At 41.1% G+C, this 18,616-nt stretch carries 17 protein-coding genes and 1 pseudogene; 16 read left to right on the forward strand and 2 right to left on the reverse strand.

Features of this window, described 5'->3' with window-relative positions; all coding sequences use genetic code 11:
* Positions 1-180 precede the first annotated feature (180 nt).
* The 5 genes from D4N35_RS16210 (at position 181) to D4N35_RS16230 (ending at position 3,737) form a co-directional block, all read left to right on the forward strand.
* On the forward strand, positions 181-579 hold the full coding sequence (locus D4N35_RS16210) for a VOC family protein (protein WP_120075559.1): 399 nt from the start codon (positions 181-183) through the stop codon (positions 577-579).
* Positions 580-854: 275 nt separating this feature from the next.
* Positions 855-1,670, forward strand: a complete 816-nt coding sequence (locus tag D4N35_RS16215) for a ZIP family metal transporter (RefSeq protein ID WP_120075561.1) — start codon at positions 855-857, stop codon at positions 1,668-1,670.
* A gap of 150 nt (positions 1,671-1,820) precedes the next feature.
* Entirely contained in the window at positions 1,821-2,234 is a 414-nt protein-coding gene (locus D4N35_RS16220; protein ID WP_120075562.1) for a hypothetical protein, read from the forward strand.
* 188 nt (positions 2,235-2,422) lie between these two features.
* Positions 2,423-2,686, forward strand: coding sequence for an ATP-binding protein (locus D4N35_RS16225; RefSeq protein ID WP_235870413.1), 264 nt, complete (start codon positions 2,423-2,425; stop codon positions 2,684-2,686).
* A gap of 52 nt (positions 2,687-2,738) precedes the next feature.
* The gene (locus D4N35_RS16230; RefSeq protein ID WP_120075564.1) at positions 2,739-3,737 is read left to right on the forward strand and encodes a zinc-dependent alcohol dehydrogenase family protein; all 999 of its coding nucleotides are present in this window, start codon (positions 2,739-2,741) and stop codon (positions 3,735-3,737) included.
* A gap of 268 nt (positions 3,738-4,005) precedes the next feature.
* Here D4N35_RS16230 and D4N35_RS16235 read toward each other — a convergent pair whose 3' ends face one another.
* On the reverse strand, positions 4,006-4,608 hold the full coding sequence (locus D4N35_RS16235) for a LysE/ArgO family amino acid transporter (protein WP_120075566.1): 603 nt from the start codon (positions 4,606-4,608) through the stop codon (positions 4,006-4,008).
* Between the two features lie 98 nt (positions 4,609-4,706).
* Between D4N35_RS16235 and D4N35_RS16240 the strand changes: the two are divergent.
* The 7 genes and pseudogenes from D4N35_RS16240 (at position 4,707) to qoxD (ending at position 12,184) form a co-directional block, all read left to right on the forward strand.
* A pseudogene (locus D4N35_RS16240) lies at positions 4,707-6,118 on the forward strand (aminotransferase-like domain-containing protein).
* Positions 6,119-6,329: 211 nt separating this feature from the next.
* Positions 6,330-7,130: a DNA-formamidopyrimidine glycosylase gene (mutM, locus tag D4N35_RS16245; RefSeq protein ID WP_120075567.1), complete on the forward strand. Its 801-nt coding sequence runs from the start codon at positions 6,330-6,332 to the stop codon at positions 7,128-7,130.
* 16 nt (positions 7,131-7,146) lie between these two features.
* Positions 7,147-7,989 carry a deoxyribonuclease IV gene (locus D4N35_RS16250; protein ID WP_120075569.1) on the forward strand — a complete coding sequence of 281 codons (843 nt, stop codon included), beginning with the start codon at positions 7,147-7,149 and terminating at the stop codon, positions 7,987-7,989.
* Between the two features lie 395 nt (positions 7,990-8,384).
* Positions 8,385-9,290, forward strand: a complete 906-nt coding sequence (gene qoxA / locus D4N35_RS16255; RefSeq protein ID WP_120075570.1) for a cytochrome aa3 quinol oxidase subunit II — start codon at positions 8,385-8,387, stop codon at positions 9,288-9,290.
* 68 nt (positions 9,291-9,358) lie between these two features.
* On the forward strand, positions 9,359-11,305 hold the full coding sequence (gene qoxB, locus D4N35_RS16260; protein ID WP_120075572.1) for a cytochrome aa3 quinol oxidase subunit I: 1,947 nt from the start codon (positions 9,359-9,361) through the stop codon (positions 11,303-11,305).
* A complete protein-coding gene (qoxC, locus tag D4N35_RS16265) occupies positions 11,305-11,901 on the forward strand; it encodes a cytochrome aa3 quinol oxidase subunit III (protein ID WP_120075574.1) in 597 nt (198 codons plus the stop codon). The genes qoxB and qoxC overlap by 1 nt, the downstream gene beginning before the upstream one ends.
* A 1-nt stretch (position 11,902) precedes the next feature.
* On the forward strand, positions 11,903-12,184 hold the full coding sequence (gene qoxD, locus D4N35_RS16270; protein WP_120075575.1) for a cytochrome aa3 quinol oxidase subunit IV: 282 nt from the start codon (positions 11,903-11,905) through the stop codon (positions 12,182-12,184).
* A gap of 7 nt (positions 12,185-12,191) precedes the next feature.
* Here the strand turns inward: qoxD and D4N35_RS16275 are convergent, their stop codons facing one another.
* Positions 12,192-12,455, reverse strand: a complete 264-nt coding sequence (locus D4N35_RS16275) for a hypothetical protein (protein ID WP_120075577.1) — start codon at positions 12,453-12,455, stop codon at positions 12,192-12,194.
* A 406-nt stretch (positions 12,456-12,861) separates the two neighbouring features.
* Here D4N35_RS16275 and D4N35_RS16280 point away from each other — a divergent pair, with 406 nt between their 5' ends.
* The 4 genes from D4N35_RS16280 to D4N35_RS16295 all read left to right on the forward strand — a co-directional run bounded on the left by D4N35_RS16280 (position 12,862) and on the right by D4N35_RS16295 (position 18,612).
* Complete coding sequence (locus D4N35_RS16280) at positions 12,862-14,154, forward strand: S8 family peptidase (protein ID WP_164876410.1); 1,293 nt, start codon at positions 12,862-12,864, stop codon at positions 14,152-14,154.
* 206 nt (positions 14,155-14,360) lie between these two features.
* Entirely contained in the window at positions 14,361-16,397 is a 2,037-nt protein-coding gene (gene pbp4, locus D4N35_RS16285) for a penicillin-binding protein PBP4(5) (protein WP_120075581.1), read from the forward strand.
* Positions 16,398-16,504: 107 nt separating this feature from the next.
* Positions 16,505-16,894 carry a BlaI/MecI/CopY family transcriptional regulator gene (locus tag D4N35_RS16290; protein ID WP_120075582.1) on the forward strand — a complete coding sequence of 130 codons (390 nt, stop codon included), beginning with the start codon at positions 16,505-16,507 and terminating at the stop codon, positions 16,892-16,894.
* Complete coding sequence (locus D4N35_RS16295) at positions 16,894-18,612, forward strand: BlaR1 family beta-lactam sensor/signal transducer (RefSeq protein WP_120075584.1); 1,719 nt, start codon at positions 16,894-16,896, stop codon at positions 18,610-18,612. Before D4N35_RS16290 ends, D4N35_RS16295 begins: the two co-directional genes overlap by 1 nt.
* Positions 18,613-18,616: the final 4 nt, after the last annotated feature.

Below are 18,616 nucleotides of genomic sequence, written 5' to 3' on the forward strand. Positions count from 1 at the left end.
CCATTTTAATGGGGAGAGGTTTCAGATGGACTTGCTTCACTAGGTGGTACACAATCTGTCATTCATTGATGGTATTGATATAATGACGAAAGGGGATTAAAGAACTTTTTGATAAATCGTGGCGAAGGTGGCATTTTATAAAAGAAGTGGTTGAGTGCTGCTGAAGGAAGGAGATTTTTAATGGAAAAGGTTACACCATTCTTAATGTTCCAAGATGGCAAGGCGGAAGAAGCAATGAACTATTACACATCACTCATAGAGGATTCAGAAATTATAAGTATTGTTAGATACGGAGCAAATGAAGCCGGGGAAGAAGGAACTGTGATGCAGGCTGCTTTTTCCTTGAAAGGACAAGAATTTATGTGCATTGACAGTAATATTAAGCATCAATTTTCATTTACACCTTCGTTTTCAATCTTTCTTACTTGTAGTTCTGAAGAGGAACTTGACAACCTTTATGAAAAACTTATCGAAGACGGCCAAGCCCTTATGCCGTTGGATGATTATGGGTTCAGCAGGAAGTTCGGATGGATAAACGATCGGTACGGTGTCTCTTGGCAACTTAATCTTCCCGAATGAAAGGATACGGCCAATAACAAAACAATTTGTTAAATGGTCAAAAACTCTACAGCAAAACGAGGGGAAAACCGGATGCTCATCCGATTTTCCTTTTTCATTATTGAAAAAAATCATGGGAGTTTTTTTGTTTGAGAGTTCAATTAATCAGACTAAACATTTTCCCTTTTTATGAACACCGCCCATTAAGGATTGATATAATATAGTGGTTCAAGTTTAATTTTGGAACATGCTAAGCAGATAAAAGCTTATGAATTAAAAAAAGGAGTTCTTCGAACATGGTGGAGTTTTTCATGAATTTCAATCCGGTGATGCAAGCGTTTCTGGCTACGTTATTTACTTGGGCTATGACGGCTGTCGGAGCGACGCTGGTGTTTGCCACCAAAACGATTAACCAGCGGATGCTTGACGGTATGCTCGGTTTCGCCGGAGGCGTCATGATTGCTGCGAGTTACTGGTCACTGCTCGGGCCGGCCATCGAGATGTCTGAAGATAGTGTGGTTGGTGTCTGGTTCCCGGCGGCTACCGGATTTTTATTGGGCGGCATTTTCATTTGGAGTATAGATAAAATCCTGCCTCATCTTCATCCGAATGCTGAAATGACAGATGCGGAGGGGTATCGGCCCAAGAAAATGAAGAGGAGCACGCTCCTTGTATTTGCGATTACGCTGCATAATATTCCCGAGGGGCTTGCTATTGGGATTGCCTTCGGTGCACTTGCGAATGGGGGGACGGAATCGTCTTTGGCCGGTGCGCTTGCCCTGGCACTTGGAATCGGAATCCAGAACTTTCCCGAAGGGGCTGCGGTTGCGCTGCCTTTAAGGGGAGAGGGCATGTCGCGGCGGAAGAGTTTTATGTACGGCCAGTTTTCGGGGATGGTTGAACCAATCGCCGCTGTGATCGGGGCAATAGCCGTCGCATTTATCGAACCTTTGCTTCCCTATGCCCTGAGCTTTGCAGCCGGAGCAATGATTTTTGTTGTAACCGAAGAGGTCATCCCGGGATCCCAGGAAAAAGGTAACAAGGATCTTGCTTCAATGAGCTTGATGTTCGGATTTATTTTAATGATGATCTTGGACGTGGCATTGGGTTAAGCTGAGAGACCAGCTTCAGAAGTCCGGTTTTGATAAATCTAGTATTATCAAGGGCCCTGGATTTTTGTTCGTTGGCTCCTGGACTAACCGTATATTTTCCTGTAATGACCACATAATAATGATAATCATTTGGATAAAAGAGGTATTTATATGCAGAATCTAAAAAGGCTGAAAAAACTGATGGATGCTTCGTTACAAATTTTAGATCATATGATTGTCGATCCATCGGATGCCGGAAAGCTTCGGCATATCAAGGAAATGATGCATGAGGAAAATAGGAAACTTTCCAATATTTATAACAAGGACACAGATCAGCGCAGTTTTTCGGCAGCCACTTCTATGCGACAGAATATTGATGAAATTATTAAAGTGGTTGATCAATTCAAAGGAAACCTGCGGGAGGATTATCGGTTATCAAGTCAGGATATCGAACAGTTTGAGCAGCTGTCCATTGATGAACAGAGCCAGAAAACAGAAGCGTATCATGATAAGATCGACTACAAGAGTATGGTGAAGTTGAAGGAGAACCTTAACAGGATAAACGATGAGTTGCTTCGTCTTTAGATAATGCATTTTAACCATAATCAATGGGGAGGGGGGCACTGGCAGCCACATTTTTTATTCCGACAGCGCTTTTTCCTGTTTCAAGTTCTAAAAATCATATCCACCAAAAGGAATGGATGACGATGTCTAATCATACCCTTAATTTGTTGCTGGTACGATTTTTCTAATAATTCCCGATTCTCGAACGGTTGTGGCTTCAAAGACTATATGACAACATTTTCCAAAATACCGTAAAACATTCAAAAGCTGAAAAGCTAGTGGTGACCATTGAAAACGAAGCTGTTACCGTTAGGGATAGCGGAATTGGTTTTGACGTTGATAGTAGGAGCCTAGGCCTAGGATTAAAAAAAATAAGGATATTGCTAGAATACTTAGTTTGGAATATGCCGTTCTATCAAATGAAAATGGCACTTTTTTTGTTTTACAGCAACGCGATAAAATTCCACTGTTAATCGTTTAGCCCATCCCGTGTCTATACGATAGAGAACTGAAGGAGGCTCAGATTTGAAAGCAAAATGTATTAAGTTTTATGAGTTTGGCAGTCCTGAAGACGTTTTAACCATTGAATATAAAAGCGTTCAGCCGCCTGCGGATCATGAAATTCTCGTACGTATGCTGGTTCGCCCGATTAATCCGTCCGACTTAATCCCAATCAGGGGCTCTTATGCCCATCGAACTTCTTTGCCGGCTATTCCTGGTTATGAAGGAGTCGGAATTGTAGAAGATGTTGGCTCATTGGTAACTAAAAATCTCATTGGGAAACGGGTTTTACCTTTCCGTGGAGAAGGTACTTGGCAAGAGTTTGTTAAAACTTCAGCAGAGCATGCAATCCTCATTCCTGACTTTATCGATGATTTCATTGCTGCACAAATGTATATCAATCCAATTACAGCATGGGTTATTTGCACAGAAAAGTTAAGATTAGGCCCGGGTGATACGTTGTTGGTAAATGCATGCGGCTCTTCGATCGGTCATATTTTTGCCCAATTATCAAAAGTGTTGGGTTTTCGATTGATTGCGGTAACGAGAAATGATCATTATACAGATGAACTGCTTCGCCTGGGTGCTTCCCATGTCGTTAATACATCCAAGGATCCGTTATATGAGACAGTTATGGATTTAACGAATGGAAGGAGGGCCTCCGCCGCCATTGATTCAGTGGGAGGGCAATCTGGCACCGAATTAGCTTATTGCGTAAACCCTCGAGGTACTTTATTAAGCATAGGGCTTTTGTCGGGGACTCAAGTAAACTGGGAAGAAGTTACAAAGAAAGCCATGGTAAACGCCCAAATATTTCATTTACGGCATTGGAATCAAAGAGTATCGACAGAAACTTGGCAGGGGACATTCCAACGTTTGATAGAATTAATAAAAAATAACCAATTAAGTTTAATGAAGCCCGCTTCCCATTTCGACTTATCAGAAATAAAAGAAGCTGTAAAGTCTGTTGAATCGCTTAAAACAAGGAGAGGGAAAGTGCTTTTAACAAGCTATTTAAACTGAACTAAACAATGTTGTTATCCCTATTAGAATAAACCGTCCAGTGTCCGGCTTCGGTGAAAAATCACTTGCGCGGTAACTGGAGTGCCGCTCCAGTGCCCGGTTCCGACGAAAAAGTGTTTGCGCAGTCACTGGAGTGCCGCCCCAGTGCCCGGTACCGATGAAAAACCGTCAACGCGGTCATTGGGCGGCCCGATCCAATGACCATTCCAATGAAAAAGTGTCCTCGCGGTCACAAAAAACCCCTCCTAATGATTAAGGGGATGTAAAATCAGGTTAACCCAATCATTAGATAGATGGCGGTTCCCCAAATAAATAAAGCGGAACATTTGTTGAATGCGTTCATTAGTCTACCCTTCCCATCTAGTTCTTTCATCATTCTCCCTGCCGCCGTTAGTCCGAAAAACCAAATCCAGGATACTAAAATACAGGCGATTGTAAAAAGCATTTGTTCTAATCCTGTATATTTCAATGCACTTGTCCCGATGACACCGACCGTATCCAGGATGGCATGCGGGTTTAATAATGAAACGGATAACGCAAAAATGATTTGCTGGCGGACTGGCAACGCTTTATCCGTTTCAGCCATTGCAAGTTCAGACTTCCAAATAGCATATCCCATATAAAGCAAGAATAATATCCCGACAATCATCAGAGCGAGTCTCAGCCATTCAAATTGCAACACGATTACTGATACGCCGAAGACAGCCAAAAGGATGAGTAGTGTATCGCAAAACCCGGCTGTAATAGCAGCTGGTAGTGCCCGCGTTATTTTTGGCTGAGTAGCGCCTTGTGAAAAAATAAATACATTCTGCACGCCCAAAGGCAGAATAAGACCGAATGCCAATATGATTCCATGTAAAATACTTTCCAAATGATCAGCTCCCTTTCAATTCCTATCGTACTATGATACAACTAAAAGAAAACGGCCAATTGGATGGTTTTTCATCCATCCAATTTAGGAGGGGTTGGATGAATTGGAAACCAAAACGGTCCTCCCATATGACCATTCATGAGCAAATTGTGGATTGGGTAAAGTCCCGAATCGAACGAGGGGATTGGACGGTTGGAACGAAGCTCCCGACGCAGCGCCAACTGGCAGCGCAGTTTCATGTGAATCGAAGCACCGTGCAGCTTGCCTTTGATGAACTGAAAGCGGATGGCTTGATTGAATCTAAAGTGGGGGCTGGGGCATTTGTGGCCAATAATTCTTGGAATATGCTTTTGGACAAAGCCCAATTGAATTGGCAGAACCACATTGAATCAAGCATATATAAGCCCAATTACCATACAATTCAACTCATCATGAACAAATGGACCATATCATTCGTCTTGGAACAGGTGAATTATCACCGGACTTGCTTCCTGCGAAACAACTAGAGCAGTCATTAAAAGAAATATCGCTTAAACCAAAGGAAATTGGGTATTCATCACCGCAAGGAAGTGAAAAACTTCGTGAAGTTTTATGTGAGTATTTAAAAAATAGAGGAATTAAAACCGCTCCGGAAAATATTTTAATTGTTTCGGGCGCATTGCAAGCACTTCAATTAATTGCCATCGGATTATTGGAGGAAGGATCGATTGTCTTCCAGGAACAGCCTTCCTATTTAAATTCCGTACACCCTTTTCAATCGGCCGGGATGCGGATGATTTCGATTACACGGCATCCATCCTTAATAGACCATTTACGGAAATTCAAAAGGAAAAGACAATCTGTATTTTATTGTGTTCCATCCTTACACAATCCAACTGGGCAAAGCTGGTCATTGAAGGAAAAGAAAGCCCTGTACGGTGCGTGTAAGGAGATGCAGATACCGATTATTGAGGATGATGTGTATCATGAATTGACATTTGAGACCCCTGTTCCCCCAATCAAGTCATTTGACACATCGGGGCAAGTGCTTTATATCGGCAGTGTTTCCAAAACACTGAGCCCCGGGCTCAGGATCGGATGGGTTGTGGCTCCCTCACCTGTCATAGGGCGCTTAGGTGATATTAAAATGCAAACGGACTATGGCTCCAGTGCCTTTTCTCAAGAAATTGTCGCCCATTGGATTTCATCTGGCCTATACGAGGCACATTTGATTAAACTCCGTGAACAATTAAAAAGAAGGGCCGCATTTGTTGAGGCCATATTGGAGCGGGACTTTCAAAGAGTTGCGACATGGAAAAAGTCCGAAGGCGGATTTTATATCTGGCTCAGGTTTCATGAACCCATTGTGAATAAGGCGCTTTTTTTAAACCTGCTTCAACAAAATGTTTTAATTAATCCGGGCTATATATATGAGACAAAGGATTTACATCATATTCGTCTATCCTATGCCTATGCATCAATGCAAGAATTGGAAAAAGGATTGGGGATTTTGCGGGAATTAATACTGTGAATTTATATATATATTTTGACTGATGGCCGGCCTTCCGGTTGCGACAATCATTGCTATATCCTTTTAAAACAATATGTTTACTTACAAATCGATGCCTCCAAACAAACAAAAAACAAATCTCTAACTTCCTGGGGCAAACTGTTTTACCTCTCATGATTTCATTATGTTGAGGAATAATGAGTATATAGATTCAATTAGTGGAGGAAAAATAATGCCGGAACTGCCAGAGATGGAAACGTATAAAACTTTGCTGCAGCAATTGATTGGAGGTAAAGTCATCACAGGTGTTGAAATTAATCGGGAAAAATCAATTAATGTATCCAAGCAGGAATTTACTCGTCAGATATTGAATCAGAAGATCGAAACCATTGATAGAAGGGCAAAATATTTAATTTTTCATTTGGAAAATGGAGCCTGTTTACTGTTACATCTGATGCTCGGCGGCTGGATGTTTTATGGAACGAAAGAAGACAAGCCGGATCGGACGGTGCAAGTACGGTTATCATTTGGAGACCGTCACCTTTATTTCATTGGACTGCGGTTGGGATATCTGCATCTTTTTACACCTGAAATGATTAAAAGCGAGCTTCAAAATATCGGGCCGGAACCATTAGACCCAAATTTTTCAACTGATGCTTTTCTCGTCATTATGAAAGGTAAAAGAGGCGGATTAAAAACGACGCTGATGAAGCAGGAAGTCATTGCCGGAATCGGCAACCGTTATTCGGATGAAATTCTTTGGCATGCCCAGCTGCTTCCGGACAGAAAAATAGATGAGCTGGACCAAGAAGCTCTGATTCGTTTATATAATTCAATCAAATTCATTCTGCAGCAGGCCATTCAAAATGGCGGCTACATGGGATCTCTCTTTAATGGAGATAACAAAACGGGCGGCTATAAGATGCTCGTCCACGGACTTGAAGGAGAAGCATGCCCGCGATGCGGCACTCCCATTGTGAAGGTGGAAATTTCCTCTCGCAAAACCTATTTTTGTGAAAACTGTCAGCATTAATAGCAGGAGAATGCATATGAGATTTGGCTGCCATCTTTCTATTAGACAAGGTTATTATGGTGCTGCAAAACGGGCATACGACATAAATGCCGGGGCCTTTCAATACTTCCCAAAGAACCCCCGCAGTTTATCGGTAAAAGACTTTAGCAAAGATGATGCGGCATTATGTAAACTGTTTTGTGAGGAAAAAAACCTTCTTTCTGTCAGTCATTCACTTTACCCGACCAGTTTAACACCGCAAGGTGAAAGAAAAAGAGAGCAAGTAATCGAATCCTTATTAAATGACCTGGAAATCTCCGACGCCTGCGGTTCAATTGGCGTTGTTGTTCATTTTGGCAAGCATGTTCCTCATCTTACTCCCCTTGAAAGCTACCAACTCATGATTGAAGTGCTTAATGATGTTCTTGAGCAATGGGAGGGTACGGCTAAAATATTGCTTGAAAACAATGCAGGACTACCTGGTACGATGGGAACAACTATAGAAGAGCTTGTACAGATTCGCAATTTATGTGAATATCCGGAAAAAGTGGGTTTTTGCTTTGATACTTGCCATGCGTTTGCAAGCGGGTTATGGGATGGCGAAAATTGGGACGAGTTATTGGAAAAGGGGACGGAGCTTGGATATTTCAATGAATTATCCGCTATTCATTTGAATAATTCCAAGTATGCCGCCTACCAGGGAAAGGACCGGCACGCTCCTATCTTCGGAGTCGGCCATATAAAAGAAAATCAATTTGAACGTTTCATCACAACGCCGAAGTTGAAAAAGGTTCCATTCATTCTGGAAACGCCTAAAGAAGAAATTTCACACGAAAAGGAACTTCAGCTTTTACATGAGAAGTGGGGAATTGGTCGTTAGTCGTACATCAACAGCTGGAATCGTTTATCGGTTTCTATGGGCAGTGTACCAGGAAATTATGAACCGGCGAAAAAATCATAGCTTGATCTATTCAGACTCCCTTTCGGGTTCCATCAAGGATGGAACCCGAAAGGTTTTTTTGATTTCTAAAGCAGGACGCCCCCCTTTGAAAAACCTAATAAACATGGCAATCATTTCCCATCTGTGTTTTTTTGTTGTCCTTTCTTTGAACATTTTGTTACCAATACCCCTTGTGATTCAAGAACAATTTGTGACATATATCACATACGATTGTCTTTAAACTTTTATGGTAATAAAATATTTGTAAATTGACCGCAGAATAACGAATACCTATTGCTGCTAAAAATTTTAAGTTCATAGAAAGGGGTCCCTCAATGAAAATAAAATGGGCTTTATTATGTTTGGCGATCACTATCCTTCCAATGCTGACAGGTTGCGGATCATTAATGGTTTTAGATCCTAAAGGGCCTCAGGCTGAAATGACAGCCAATGTCATTTGGATATCGATTGCAACGATGGCCATCATAGTTGTTGCTGTATTCGTCCTTTTGATTGTTATGTTAGTAAAATACCGCGCATCGAAACAAAGTGAGGATTACGAACCTCCGCATATTGAAGGAAATCCGGTGGTGGAATCAATCATTGTTGGGATACCGGTTTTAATTATTATTTTCCTTTCAATCGTGACGGTTAAATCGACCTATGCAGTGGAAGCAACACCGAAACAACATGAAGGGCAGGAGCCTTTGGTCGTGTACGCTTCATCTTCCAATTGGAAATGGCATTTCAGTTATCCGGAAGAAGATATCGAAACGGTAAACTACCTATATATCCCAACAGACCGGCCGTTGGAATTTAAACTTTATTCATACGGGCCGATCACGAGTTTCTGGATTCCGCAGCTTGGCGGGCAAAAGTATGCGATGGCTGATATGGTGACCACGCTGCACTTGGCAGCCGACGTTCCCGGGGAATACATGGGAAGAAATGCAAACTTCAGCGGAAAAGGCTTCGCTGAAAATACGTTCCAGGTGAAAGCAATGCCAGAGGATGAATTTGATGATTGGGTTAAAGAAGTAAAAACAACGGCCGAACCTCTTACAAAAGAGAAATTCGATAAGTTACTGGAGCCTGGCCATCTTGGACAATTAACCTTCAGCGGGACACATTTAGAATTTTTGCCTGCCCCAGAAGGTGAATATAGCGGGCATCATCATGGCTCCCATGAGTCTCATGATGAATCAAACATGGAACATTCAGAGCACAGCCATCAGAAATAATTTGATGCAAAGCTTCTAAGAATTAGTTTTCAATCCTGATTAACTTAACCGGAAGGAGTCATAAAAGGATGAACTATTTTGACCGATTTGCCATCCCTCATCCAAGTCCTGCCATTTATGCATCAATGGTAGCCATTGGTCTTACAGTGATCGCGATTGTCGCCGGTTTAACCTATTTTAAAAAATGGGGTTATTTATGGCGTGAATGGTTGACAACTGTTGACCACAAACGAATCGGGATTATGTATTTAATCTCTGCATTGCTCATGCTGTTTCGCGGCGGAGTAGATGCGATTATGATGCGGGCACAAACTGCCGTACCTGAAAATACGCTCTTGGATGCACAGCATTACAATGAGGTTTTTACAACCCACGGGGTAGTCATGATCATTTTTATGGCGATGCCATTTATTTATGCCCTGATGAACTTTGTTGTTCCATTACAAATAGGCGCCCGTGACGTCGCATTCCCGCGCTTGAATGCGTTAAGTTTCTGGTTATTCTTTATGGGGGCTATGTTATTCAATATCTCTTTCGTCATTGGCGGATCTCCCGATGCAGGTTGGACTTCTTATTTCCCGCTGGCGGGAAATGACTTCAGCCAATCGGTTGGAACAAATTATTATATGCTGTCGATTCAGATTGCCGGTATCGGTACATTAATATCCGGGATAAACTTTATCACGACTATATTAAAAATGAGAGCACCTGGCATGACTTTGATGAAGATGCCGATGTTCACATGGACTGCTTTTATCACGAACGTCATTGTCGTTTTTGCATTTCCGGTATTAACCATTGCGCTTTTGCTGGGAACAATGGACCGGTTGTTTGGAGCCAACTTCTTTACAACGACAAATGGCGGTATGGATATGCTGTGGGCAAACCTTTTCTGGGTTTGGGGGCATCCTGAAGTTTATATTTTAATCTTACCGGCATTTGGGATTTACAGTGAGGTGATCTCCACCTTTGCCCGAAGAAATCTCTACGGTTATAAATCAATGGTTGGATCCATCGTGATCATTTCGTTTTTCTCATTCTTGGTCTGGACTCACCATTTCTTTACAATGGGGCAAGGGCCATTGACGAATAGTATTTTCTCCATAACCACAATGGCGATTGCGATTCCGACTGGAATCAAGATTTTCAACTGGATTCTGACGATGTGGAAAGGGAAAATTAAATTTACCGTACCGATGCTTTATGCGGTAGGCTTCATTCCGATCTTTACGATTGGCGGGGTTACCGGGGTTATGCTCGGTATGGCAAGTGCCGACTATCAATATCACAATACAATGTTTTTAGTTGCTCACTTCCACTACACAATTATTCCAGGTGTTGTGTTTGCCATGCTGGCAGGACTCACTTACTGGTGGCCAAAAATGTTTGGCTTTATGCTTAATGAAAGAATCGGTAAATGGGCGTTCTGGTTTATCGCGATCAGCTTTAACGTCACTTTCTTCCCGATGTTCTTCACAGGTTTGGATGGGCAGGCGCGGCGGATGTACACTTATTCTGAAGCAACCGGGTTTGGCCCGCTTAATTTACTTTCGTTCATTGGAGCCGTTGGGCTCGCCGTTGGTTTTGCTTTAATTGTGTACAATGTTTATTACAGCACGCGTTATGCGTCCAGGAATATTAGTTCCGATCCATGGGATGCCCGTACATTAGAATGGGCGACACACAGTCCTGTGCCAGCCTATAACTTTGCGACGATACCGGAAGTTAATTCTATAGAAGCGTTTTGGGACCAAAAGAAGAAAGGGCATGGATTATTCAAAGATCATATTGAAAAAATTCATATGCCAAACAATACCGGCGGTCCGTTTATTATGAGTTGTATTTTCTTCGTATGGGGATTCTCATTTGTTTTCAGCATGTGGATTCCAGCGATCCTTACAACCATCGGAATCTTCGCCTGTATGGCGTACCGTTCATTTGAGAAAGATGACGGGCATTACATTTCTGTTAAAGAAGTGGAAGACACAGAAAATAAGTTGCGAGGTGTTAGCTGATGAATGCAGATCACTCACTCCCTCTTGAATACAGCACAGATCAAAATCAATTGAATATTTTAGGTTTCTGGATTTTCCTCGGGGCGGAAATTATGCTTTTCGCTACGCTCTTTGCAACGTATTTCACTTTGCAGCATAGGACGGGAACGGGACCTTCCGGAGCGGAAATTTTTGAAATTACACCAGTGCTCATCGAGACGTTCGTACTCTTAACAAGCAGTTTTACGATTGGTCTTGGTGTTCACGCAATGCGTATTGGCAACAAGAAAGCGATGATGGCCTTTTTTGCCGTCACGCTGCTTCTTGGCCTTACTTTCTTAGGCGTTGAAATTTATGAGTTCGTCCATTATGTCCATATCGGAGCGGGACTGCAAACAAGTGCATTCACAGCCATCCTGTTAACAACTTTAGGGACACATGGAGCCCACGTAACACTTGGCTTATTCTGGGGATTATTCATCATCCTGCAGGTAAAGAAACGGGGATTAACACCAGGAACAGCCAATAAAGCGTTCATCTTTTCACTTTACTGGCATTTTCTGGATGTCGTGTGGATATTTATTTTCAGCTTCGTCTACTTGAAAGGATTGATGTAGCATGAGCGAATTATTTCCACGGAAACAAGTCGCAGGTTTTGTATTTTCATTAATGCTCACGGCCATTGCTCTTACCGTTTACTTCTTTGATCTGTCGTTTGCAGCCGGAATGACCGTACTTTTGGTCACAGCGTTCGTGCAAGCCGCCGTACAGCTTGTTGTTTTTATGCACGCTGGCGAAACGAAAGATAAAGGTTCAATCTATACAAACATTTATTATGCATTTGCCATAGCCCTGGTCACCATATTCGGGACTTTGTTAATTTTGATCTGGGATATGTAAATATTGTTCAAAAGGAGTGTCTGAATGGCGCTCCTTTTTTATTGGAAAATCTAATCCCTTTATCAGTTTTTTTCTCCATCTCTTCAGTCGCTACAAAAAACACACCGATCAGAAAAATAAAAATAGCCCCCATCACTGCACCAATTCCTACGCTTGTAGCTACGCTGGTATCGCTTACAAAAAAACCGTATAGAAAAATTGCCATTCCGATTGAAAGGATTGTGTAACCAACAGATTTTGTAGCATTTAATATTTTGCGTGTAGATTCCATCGTGCATTCCCCCCTGCATCTATTATTCAACTAGTTCACAAATTTGTCAAATGTTTTTTGGTTCCGGCCCCCTTTGCGGTAATGCGTTACAGAAGAAGAGAGTGCGATGGAGAAATTGAAATAACAATGGGCGTCATTCTTTCTTAAGACAAATGATGGACTATTCTCGAATCCGTTGATTCCATCCCGAAAAAGAGGTAACCCACAGATATCGGTCACCAATCACCGAGATAGCTGTCCAACATAAAATATTTCATTTTGGAAAACATAAACGATAGCCAGTTTCAATATCAATACTCACAACATGAGGTGCAGGCATGCGAAGAAAGTCCGTCATTATTACATTGTTCTTAATTTTTGGGATTGCGGTTATTGCAGGAGTAACTTTAACAGGCCAACGGGTAAAGTGCCCAACGAAGAACAGGCTTCCAGGAATTTGCAAGTTAGAAACATACAGCAGGAAAATTCCCATATTCAAAAAATAGACATGCTGCATCTCAATAACCATATTAAAATGAAATTGAATAACAGCCCCTCTATCAAGATGATCCATCATAATGAGCAGGATAAAAGTCACTACTACGATAAGGAAGCCGTTGTAAATTTTAAAGACCCGCCAAGTCAGGCGGATGTCGATAAAATGGCACGTGAGATTGACGGAAAACTTATAGATAAACTTGATTCCGTTTATATTTTTAAATCAAACAGCCAAACGACAACAGAGCTCATACAATATTTTGATCAAAATAATCAAGTGGCATTTGTTGAACCTCACTACATTTTTTTGCAAAATGAAGTGAACGATACGCTTTACCGGAACTATCAATGGAATTTGCCGGCTGTTGGAACGGAAAGGGGATGGAACTTCACACGAGGCTCTGATGATGTAACGATTGCAGTCGTGGATACAGGTGTTGATCTGAATCACCCCGATCTTTCCGGACGGCTGGCAAAGGGGTACAATGTTCTTGCAAAAAATGATAATCCGAATGACGATAATGGACACGGCACTCATGTAGCCGGGATTATCGCGGCTGTAACGAATAATGCCGAGGGGGTTGCCGGCGTTACATGGTATAATCCGGTAATGCCGGTAAAAGTGATGAACGCGGAAGGGATTGGCGGTTCCTTTGATGTAGCTGAGGGCATTCGCTGGGCGGCCGATCACGGCGCTGACATCATCAACTTAAGCCTTGGAAATTATCAATCCTCCCAAGTTTTGGAAGATGCCATTCGTTATGCGCTGGATAAAGACATCGTTGTTGTTGCGGCGGCCGGGAATGATAATACAAGCCAGCCGAGCTTTCCTGCAGCCTTGCCTGGGGTAATCAGTGTGGCTGCGGTAGACTGGGAAGGCAAAAGGGCCCCGTTTTCTAACTACGGGGATCATATTGACATAGCGGCCCCGGGGGTTTATATTCCCAGTACTTTTACTGACGGACAGTATGCAAGCCTTTCCGGTACATCCATGGCCGCTCCCCATGTCAGTGCTTTAGCCGGTCTCATCCGTTCTGTCAATCCGAATATGAAGAATACAGAAGTAGTGGAAATGATGACAAAAACGACGCAAAAAGCTGGAATGGACGTACCTGACATTTATTATGGAAATGGGATTATAGACAACTCTGAAGCATTACAGTTAACCTATAAAAGAACAAAGCCATTTGGTGGATGGTTCAATCGATTCAATGGGCGATAAAACTGTATAACCTGGTGAAGACTCGCCAGGTTAATTTTATTTCAACATAATACGATGAATCCGGCTTGCCAAGTTGGTACGGATGTATAAGGTATTTGCCATTTAAATAATTTGTGCTATAATCAGTACAATTATTACACGTGTAGTTTTTTGGGATTAATTACTACGCGTGTAGTAGTTAATTGGGAGAAAAGAAGGTAAAGACATTGAAAAGCAGGGTTAAAAGTAAAAAGGTAAGGATCAGATCTTATTTTATCATGTTATTGATCATTTTAGCAGGGATCGGAGGTACTGGCCTATTCTTAATCATACATAATAATGACAGCAGACAGATGCAGGAAGCTGCAAACAATTTTATTCACGTTTTAGAGAACAAGGAGTATGAAAAATTAGGTGATGTGCTTGAAAAACAATCATACACTTCAGCAGGCTATACTTTGAAAGAGGTGATAGATAAATACGATGCTATATTTAACGGAATAAATATTGATAATATCCAAGCTTCCAAGATTAAATTTGAAAAAATAGATGACAACGAACAAGAACTTTCTTTTCGATTAAATGCCACTACTCCATTGGGAGCTTTGGAAAATTTGGAATACCATACAAAAATCGTAAAGACGGACGGCGAGTATAGGGTGAAATGGAATCCTTCATTAATTTTTCCGGGAATGGAAGGAAAAGATAAGGTGGCATTCCGTCATTGGAAAGCGGAACGCGGGGAGATGAAAGATCATCTTGGCAACGGATTGGCGATAAACGAAGTATTTAAAGAGGCGGGGATTGTACCGAAAGATTTATCCCGTGGGAATGAAAAAGAAAAAAGGCTGCAAAAAATTAGCCAACAATTTGATATCCCGGTAGAAGAGATTCATGAAAAATTAAATCAAGATTGGGTAAAAGAAGATTTATTTGTTCCTCTGAAAATCATTGAATCCAATAAAGCGGAAGTGATTCCCGGTATTTCCTATCAGACTGCAAAACTTCGTTATTATCCTTTAAAGGAAGCCGCGGCTCATTTAATTGGATATGTTGGGAAAGCGACAAAGGAAGATCTGGAGAAAACTCCACATTTGGCGGAAGGGGATATGATTGGCAAAGCCGGATTGGAAAAAGCTCTCGACAAAGAACTACGGGGTAAAGATGGAGGAGAAATCCTTACTGTTGATGAGAACGGAGAAAAGAAACAAGAAATTCAAACTCTGGAAAAAATCGACGGAAAAACGATCAAACTGACAATTGATAACTATATCCAAATGGAGGCATTCAAACATTTGAAAGGAAAACCCGGCTCTACCGTTGTAATGAACCCGAAAGAAGGGGGGCTTTATGCGGCAGTCAGTTCCCCTTCATTTGATCCGAATAAAATGGCTCAAGGCATATCCCAGAAGGATTATGATCAATATGCCAATGATGAGAATAAGCCATTTATCTCAAGGTTTGCTACAGGTTACGCACCCGGTTCCACATTTAAAGCGATCACCTCGAGCATCGGCCTTGATGCCAAGGTGACATATCCAAATAAGCTCAGGAAAATAAATGGTTTAAGCTGGCAAAAGGATAAAACCTGGGGAGGCTATTCAGTTACTCGTGTTTCTGATGTACAAAATGTAGATATGAGAAAAGCACTCATTTACTCAGACAATATTTACTTTGCTCAGGAAGCGTTGGAAATGGGAGAAAAAACCTTTAGAAATGGTCTGAAACAGTTTATCTTTGGAGAGCAATTGGATTTGCCAATTGCAATGAAAGCAGCCCAAATTTCTAATAAATCAACATTTGATTCAGGAATTCTCCTGGCTGATACTGCCTATGGACAAGGAGAATTATTGATTTCTCCTATTCAGCAAGCAGCCATGTATTCTGTTTTTCAAAACGAGGGAAAGGTTGTTTATCCGAGATTATTAGATGAAAAACGTGAGCGGAAAACAAAACCTGCCATCACCAGTTCAACGGCGAATGAAATGAAAGACCGGTTGGAAGAGGTAGTAAGCGATCCAAATGGAACTGCCCACCTTTTATACAACGAACAGCATCAGTTAGCTGCCAAAACCGGTACGGCAGAATTAAAAATGCAGCAAGGAGAAAAAGGAGATGAAAATACCTTTTTATTGGCCTTTGATGCTGGAAATGATCAATTTCTTCTTCTTTCACTTGTGGAACATTATACTGCAGGCAGTTCTGCAACCCAGTTGAATCAATCATTTATAGAGGAGTTATATGAATATTTTCAAATGCGTTAGTCTTAACAGGTAATTATTTACTCCAACCTGCAACAAGATTTAAGCTTTAAGCAATTGTCCCGTCTTGCTATAATAAATACTACAAATGTAAAAGCAGGAGGGCCATGATGAAAGAAATTCCCAAAATATCAGAAGCGGAATTTGAGGTAATGAAAGTGATATGGAAAAACGAGCCGATTTCTACTCCAGAGGTAGTAGAGATTGTATCGAAGAAAGTTGATTGGAAGCCAAACACCATTCAAACAATGCTATCACGCCTGGTGAAGAAAAAAGCATTGAAAACCAGAAAACACGGGAGGGTATTTGTTTACACTTCGCTGATTGAAGAGCATGAGTATGTTGGGCAAAAAAGTGAGTTATTTCTTAAACAATTTTTCGGCGGGGCGTTGAATTCAATGGTATTGAATTTTATTGAAAATGACCAGCTGTCAAAGGAAGATATTTCCGAGCTAAGGAAAATATTATCTGAGAGGGATAGGAAAGAAGGGGAAAAATAATGGATACCTTTATACTGCGATTTTTATTAAGTACGATAGTGGTATCCTCCCTTGTTTTAACGATCCTTTTGACGAAAAAAATACTTTACAGACATATGTCTAAGAAAACACATTATAAAATTTGGTATTTCCTTTTCATCCCATTTATAACTTCTTTTTTACCTGGAGATTTCTTCCGGATAGGAGAAATCTATCAACATATTAAGGGGCTGTTTTTCGTTCATAACGGCACCGCATTTAAGGGTGAACGAATAAGCGGGTCAGATGTATATCAAGCGCCTAACAGTGACTTACTGCATGATTTCACGATATCCGTGAACAATTCAACGCCAGATTTCATTCATCATGCCTTACTTAGTGTCTGGATTATCGGAATGATCCTTTTCATTGGCGTGGCGATATATGCAAACTATCAACTCCATCAATTAAAAAAGTCGGCTGCCATGATTAAAAATCAAAAAATAAATGAAATGTTAGAGGAATGCAAAGAGGTTGTAGGGGTGAAGAAAAGGATAAAATTACGAGAAACCCCGCTTATTACCTCTCCAGTTACACTCGGGATTTTACAACCGTATATACTTTTGCCAAAGAACACACGGGAAACATTCTCTTTAAATGAATTAAAATATGTTTTTTTACATGAATTGAGTCATCAAAAGAATAAAGATGTGTTTGTTAATTACGCCATGTGGGTTTTACAGATCATTTATTGGTTTAATCCCCTCGTATGGTATGCCTTTAAAAGGATGCGAATAGACCGGGAGTTGGCTTGTGATGCTTCCGTTCTACACTTTTTAGATGAGAGTCGGCATATTGAATATGGATTCACAATCATTCGTTTTGCGGAAAAAAAATATAGCCAAGCTTATGGCCAGTTTGCCTCTGGAATGGGAGGGACCAAAGAACAGATTAAACAGAGAATCCAAAGTATTGCTGGCTACTCCAGGGATTCACTGCTGTTGAAATGGAAAAGCAAAGGAGTTTGCACGGCTTTAGGGATTTTTGTGTTATGTCTTAGTCCGCTAACCACAGCTATAGCTGTTTCAAATGATGTGTTTCATTTTAGCGGGAAGAACACCGTATATGAAGATTTAAGTTCATATTTTAATGGGTACAGCGGCAGCTTTGTTTTATATGATGCCGCCACAAAAAACTATCAAATCTATAATCGGGAAATGAGTGAACAAAGGATCTCTCCCAACAGCACATATAAAATTTATTCTGCATTATTTTCTTTGGAAGAAAATGTTATTTCCGTAAAAAATAATGAACAACATTGGGATGGAACTGTTTATCCATTTGAAGAATGGAATAAAAACCACGATTTATCTACTGCATTGGGCAGCTCGGTCAATTGGTACTTCCAAAACCTGGACCAAGAAATAGGAAAAAAACAATTACAATACTATTTCCATAAGATAAAATACGGAAACGAGAATCTGTCGGGAAAATTAGACAGTTATTGGATGGAATCCTCATTAAAGATATCGCCGATTGAGCAAGTGCAGCTGTTAACCGCATTTGAAGAGAACTCATTTGGCTTTAAAGAAGAAAACGTTCGAGCAGTAAAAAATGCCATCTTCATTGATGAGCAAAAGTACGGTCAATTATATGGAAAAACCGGCACTGGTATGGTAAATGGGAAAAATGTAAATGGTTGGTTTGTTGGATTTGTAAAGCATGACGACAACACTTATTATCCTGAATTACGAAAGTAAAATC

The organism is Siminovitchia fortis (assembly GCF_003605365.2).
GTDB lineage: Bacteria > Bacillota > Bacilli > Bacillales > Bacillaceae_C > Siminovitchia > Siminovitchia fortis.

Bases quoted from the DNA above. Each gene is read 5' to 3' on its own strand.
- D4N35_RS16220 (WP_120075562.1), top strand. From the start codon at position 1,821: ATGCAGAATCTAAAAAGGCTGAAAAAACTGATGGATGCTTCGTTACAA.
- qoxB (WP_120075572.1), top strand. From the start codon at position 9,359: ATGAACTATTTTGACCGATTTGCCATCCCTCATCCAAGTCCTGCCATT.
- mutM (WP_120075567.1), top strand. From the start codon at position 6,330: ATGCCGGAACTGCCAGAGATGGAAACGTATAAAACTTTGCTGCAGCAA.
- D4N35_RS16215 (WP_120075561.1), top strand. From the start codon at position 855: ATGGTGGAGTTTTTCATGAATTTCAATCCGGTGATGCAAGCGTTTCTG.
- D4N35_RS16275 (WP_120075577.1), bottom strand. From the start codon at position 12,455: ATGGAATCTACACGCAAAATATTAAATGCTACAAAATCTGTTGGTTAC.
- qoxA (WP_120075570.1), top strand. From the start codon at position 8,385: ATGAAAATAAAATGGGCTTTATTATGTTTGGCGATCACTATCCTTCCA.
- D4N35_RS16250 (WP_120075569.1), top strand. From the start codon at position 7,147: ATGAGATTTGGCTGCCATCTTTCTATTAGACAAGGTTATTATGGTGCT.
- D4N35_RS16290 (WP_120075582.1), top strand. From the start codon at position 16,505: ATGAAAGAAATTCCCAAAATATCAGAAGCGGAATTTGAGGTAATGAAA.
- D4N35_RS16295 (WP_120075584.1), top strand. From the start codon at position 16,894: ATGGATACCTTTATACTGCGATTTTTATTAAGTACGATAGTGGTATCC.
- D4N35_RS16210 (WP_120075559.1), top strand. From the start codon at position 181: ATGGAAAAGGTTACACCATTCTTAATGTTCCAAGATGGCAAGGCGGAA.
- qoxD (WP_120075575.1), top strand. From the start codon at position 11,903: ATGAGCGAATTATTTCCACGGAAACAAGTCGCAGGTTTTGTATTTTCA.
- qoxC (WP_120075574.1), top strand. From the start codon at position 11,305: ATGAATGCAGATCACTCACTCCCTCTTGAATACAGCACAGATCAAAAT.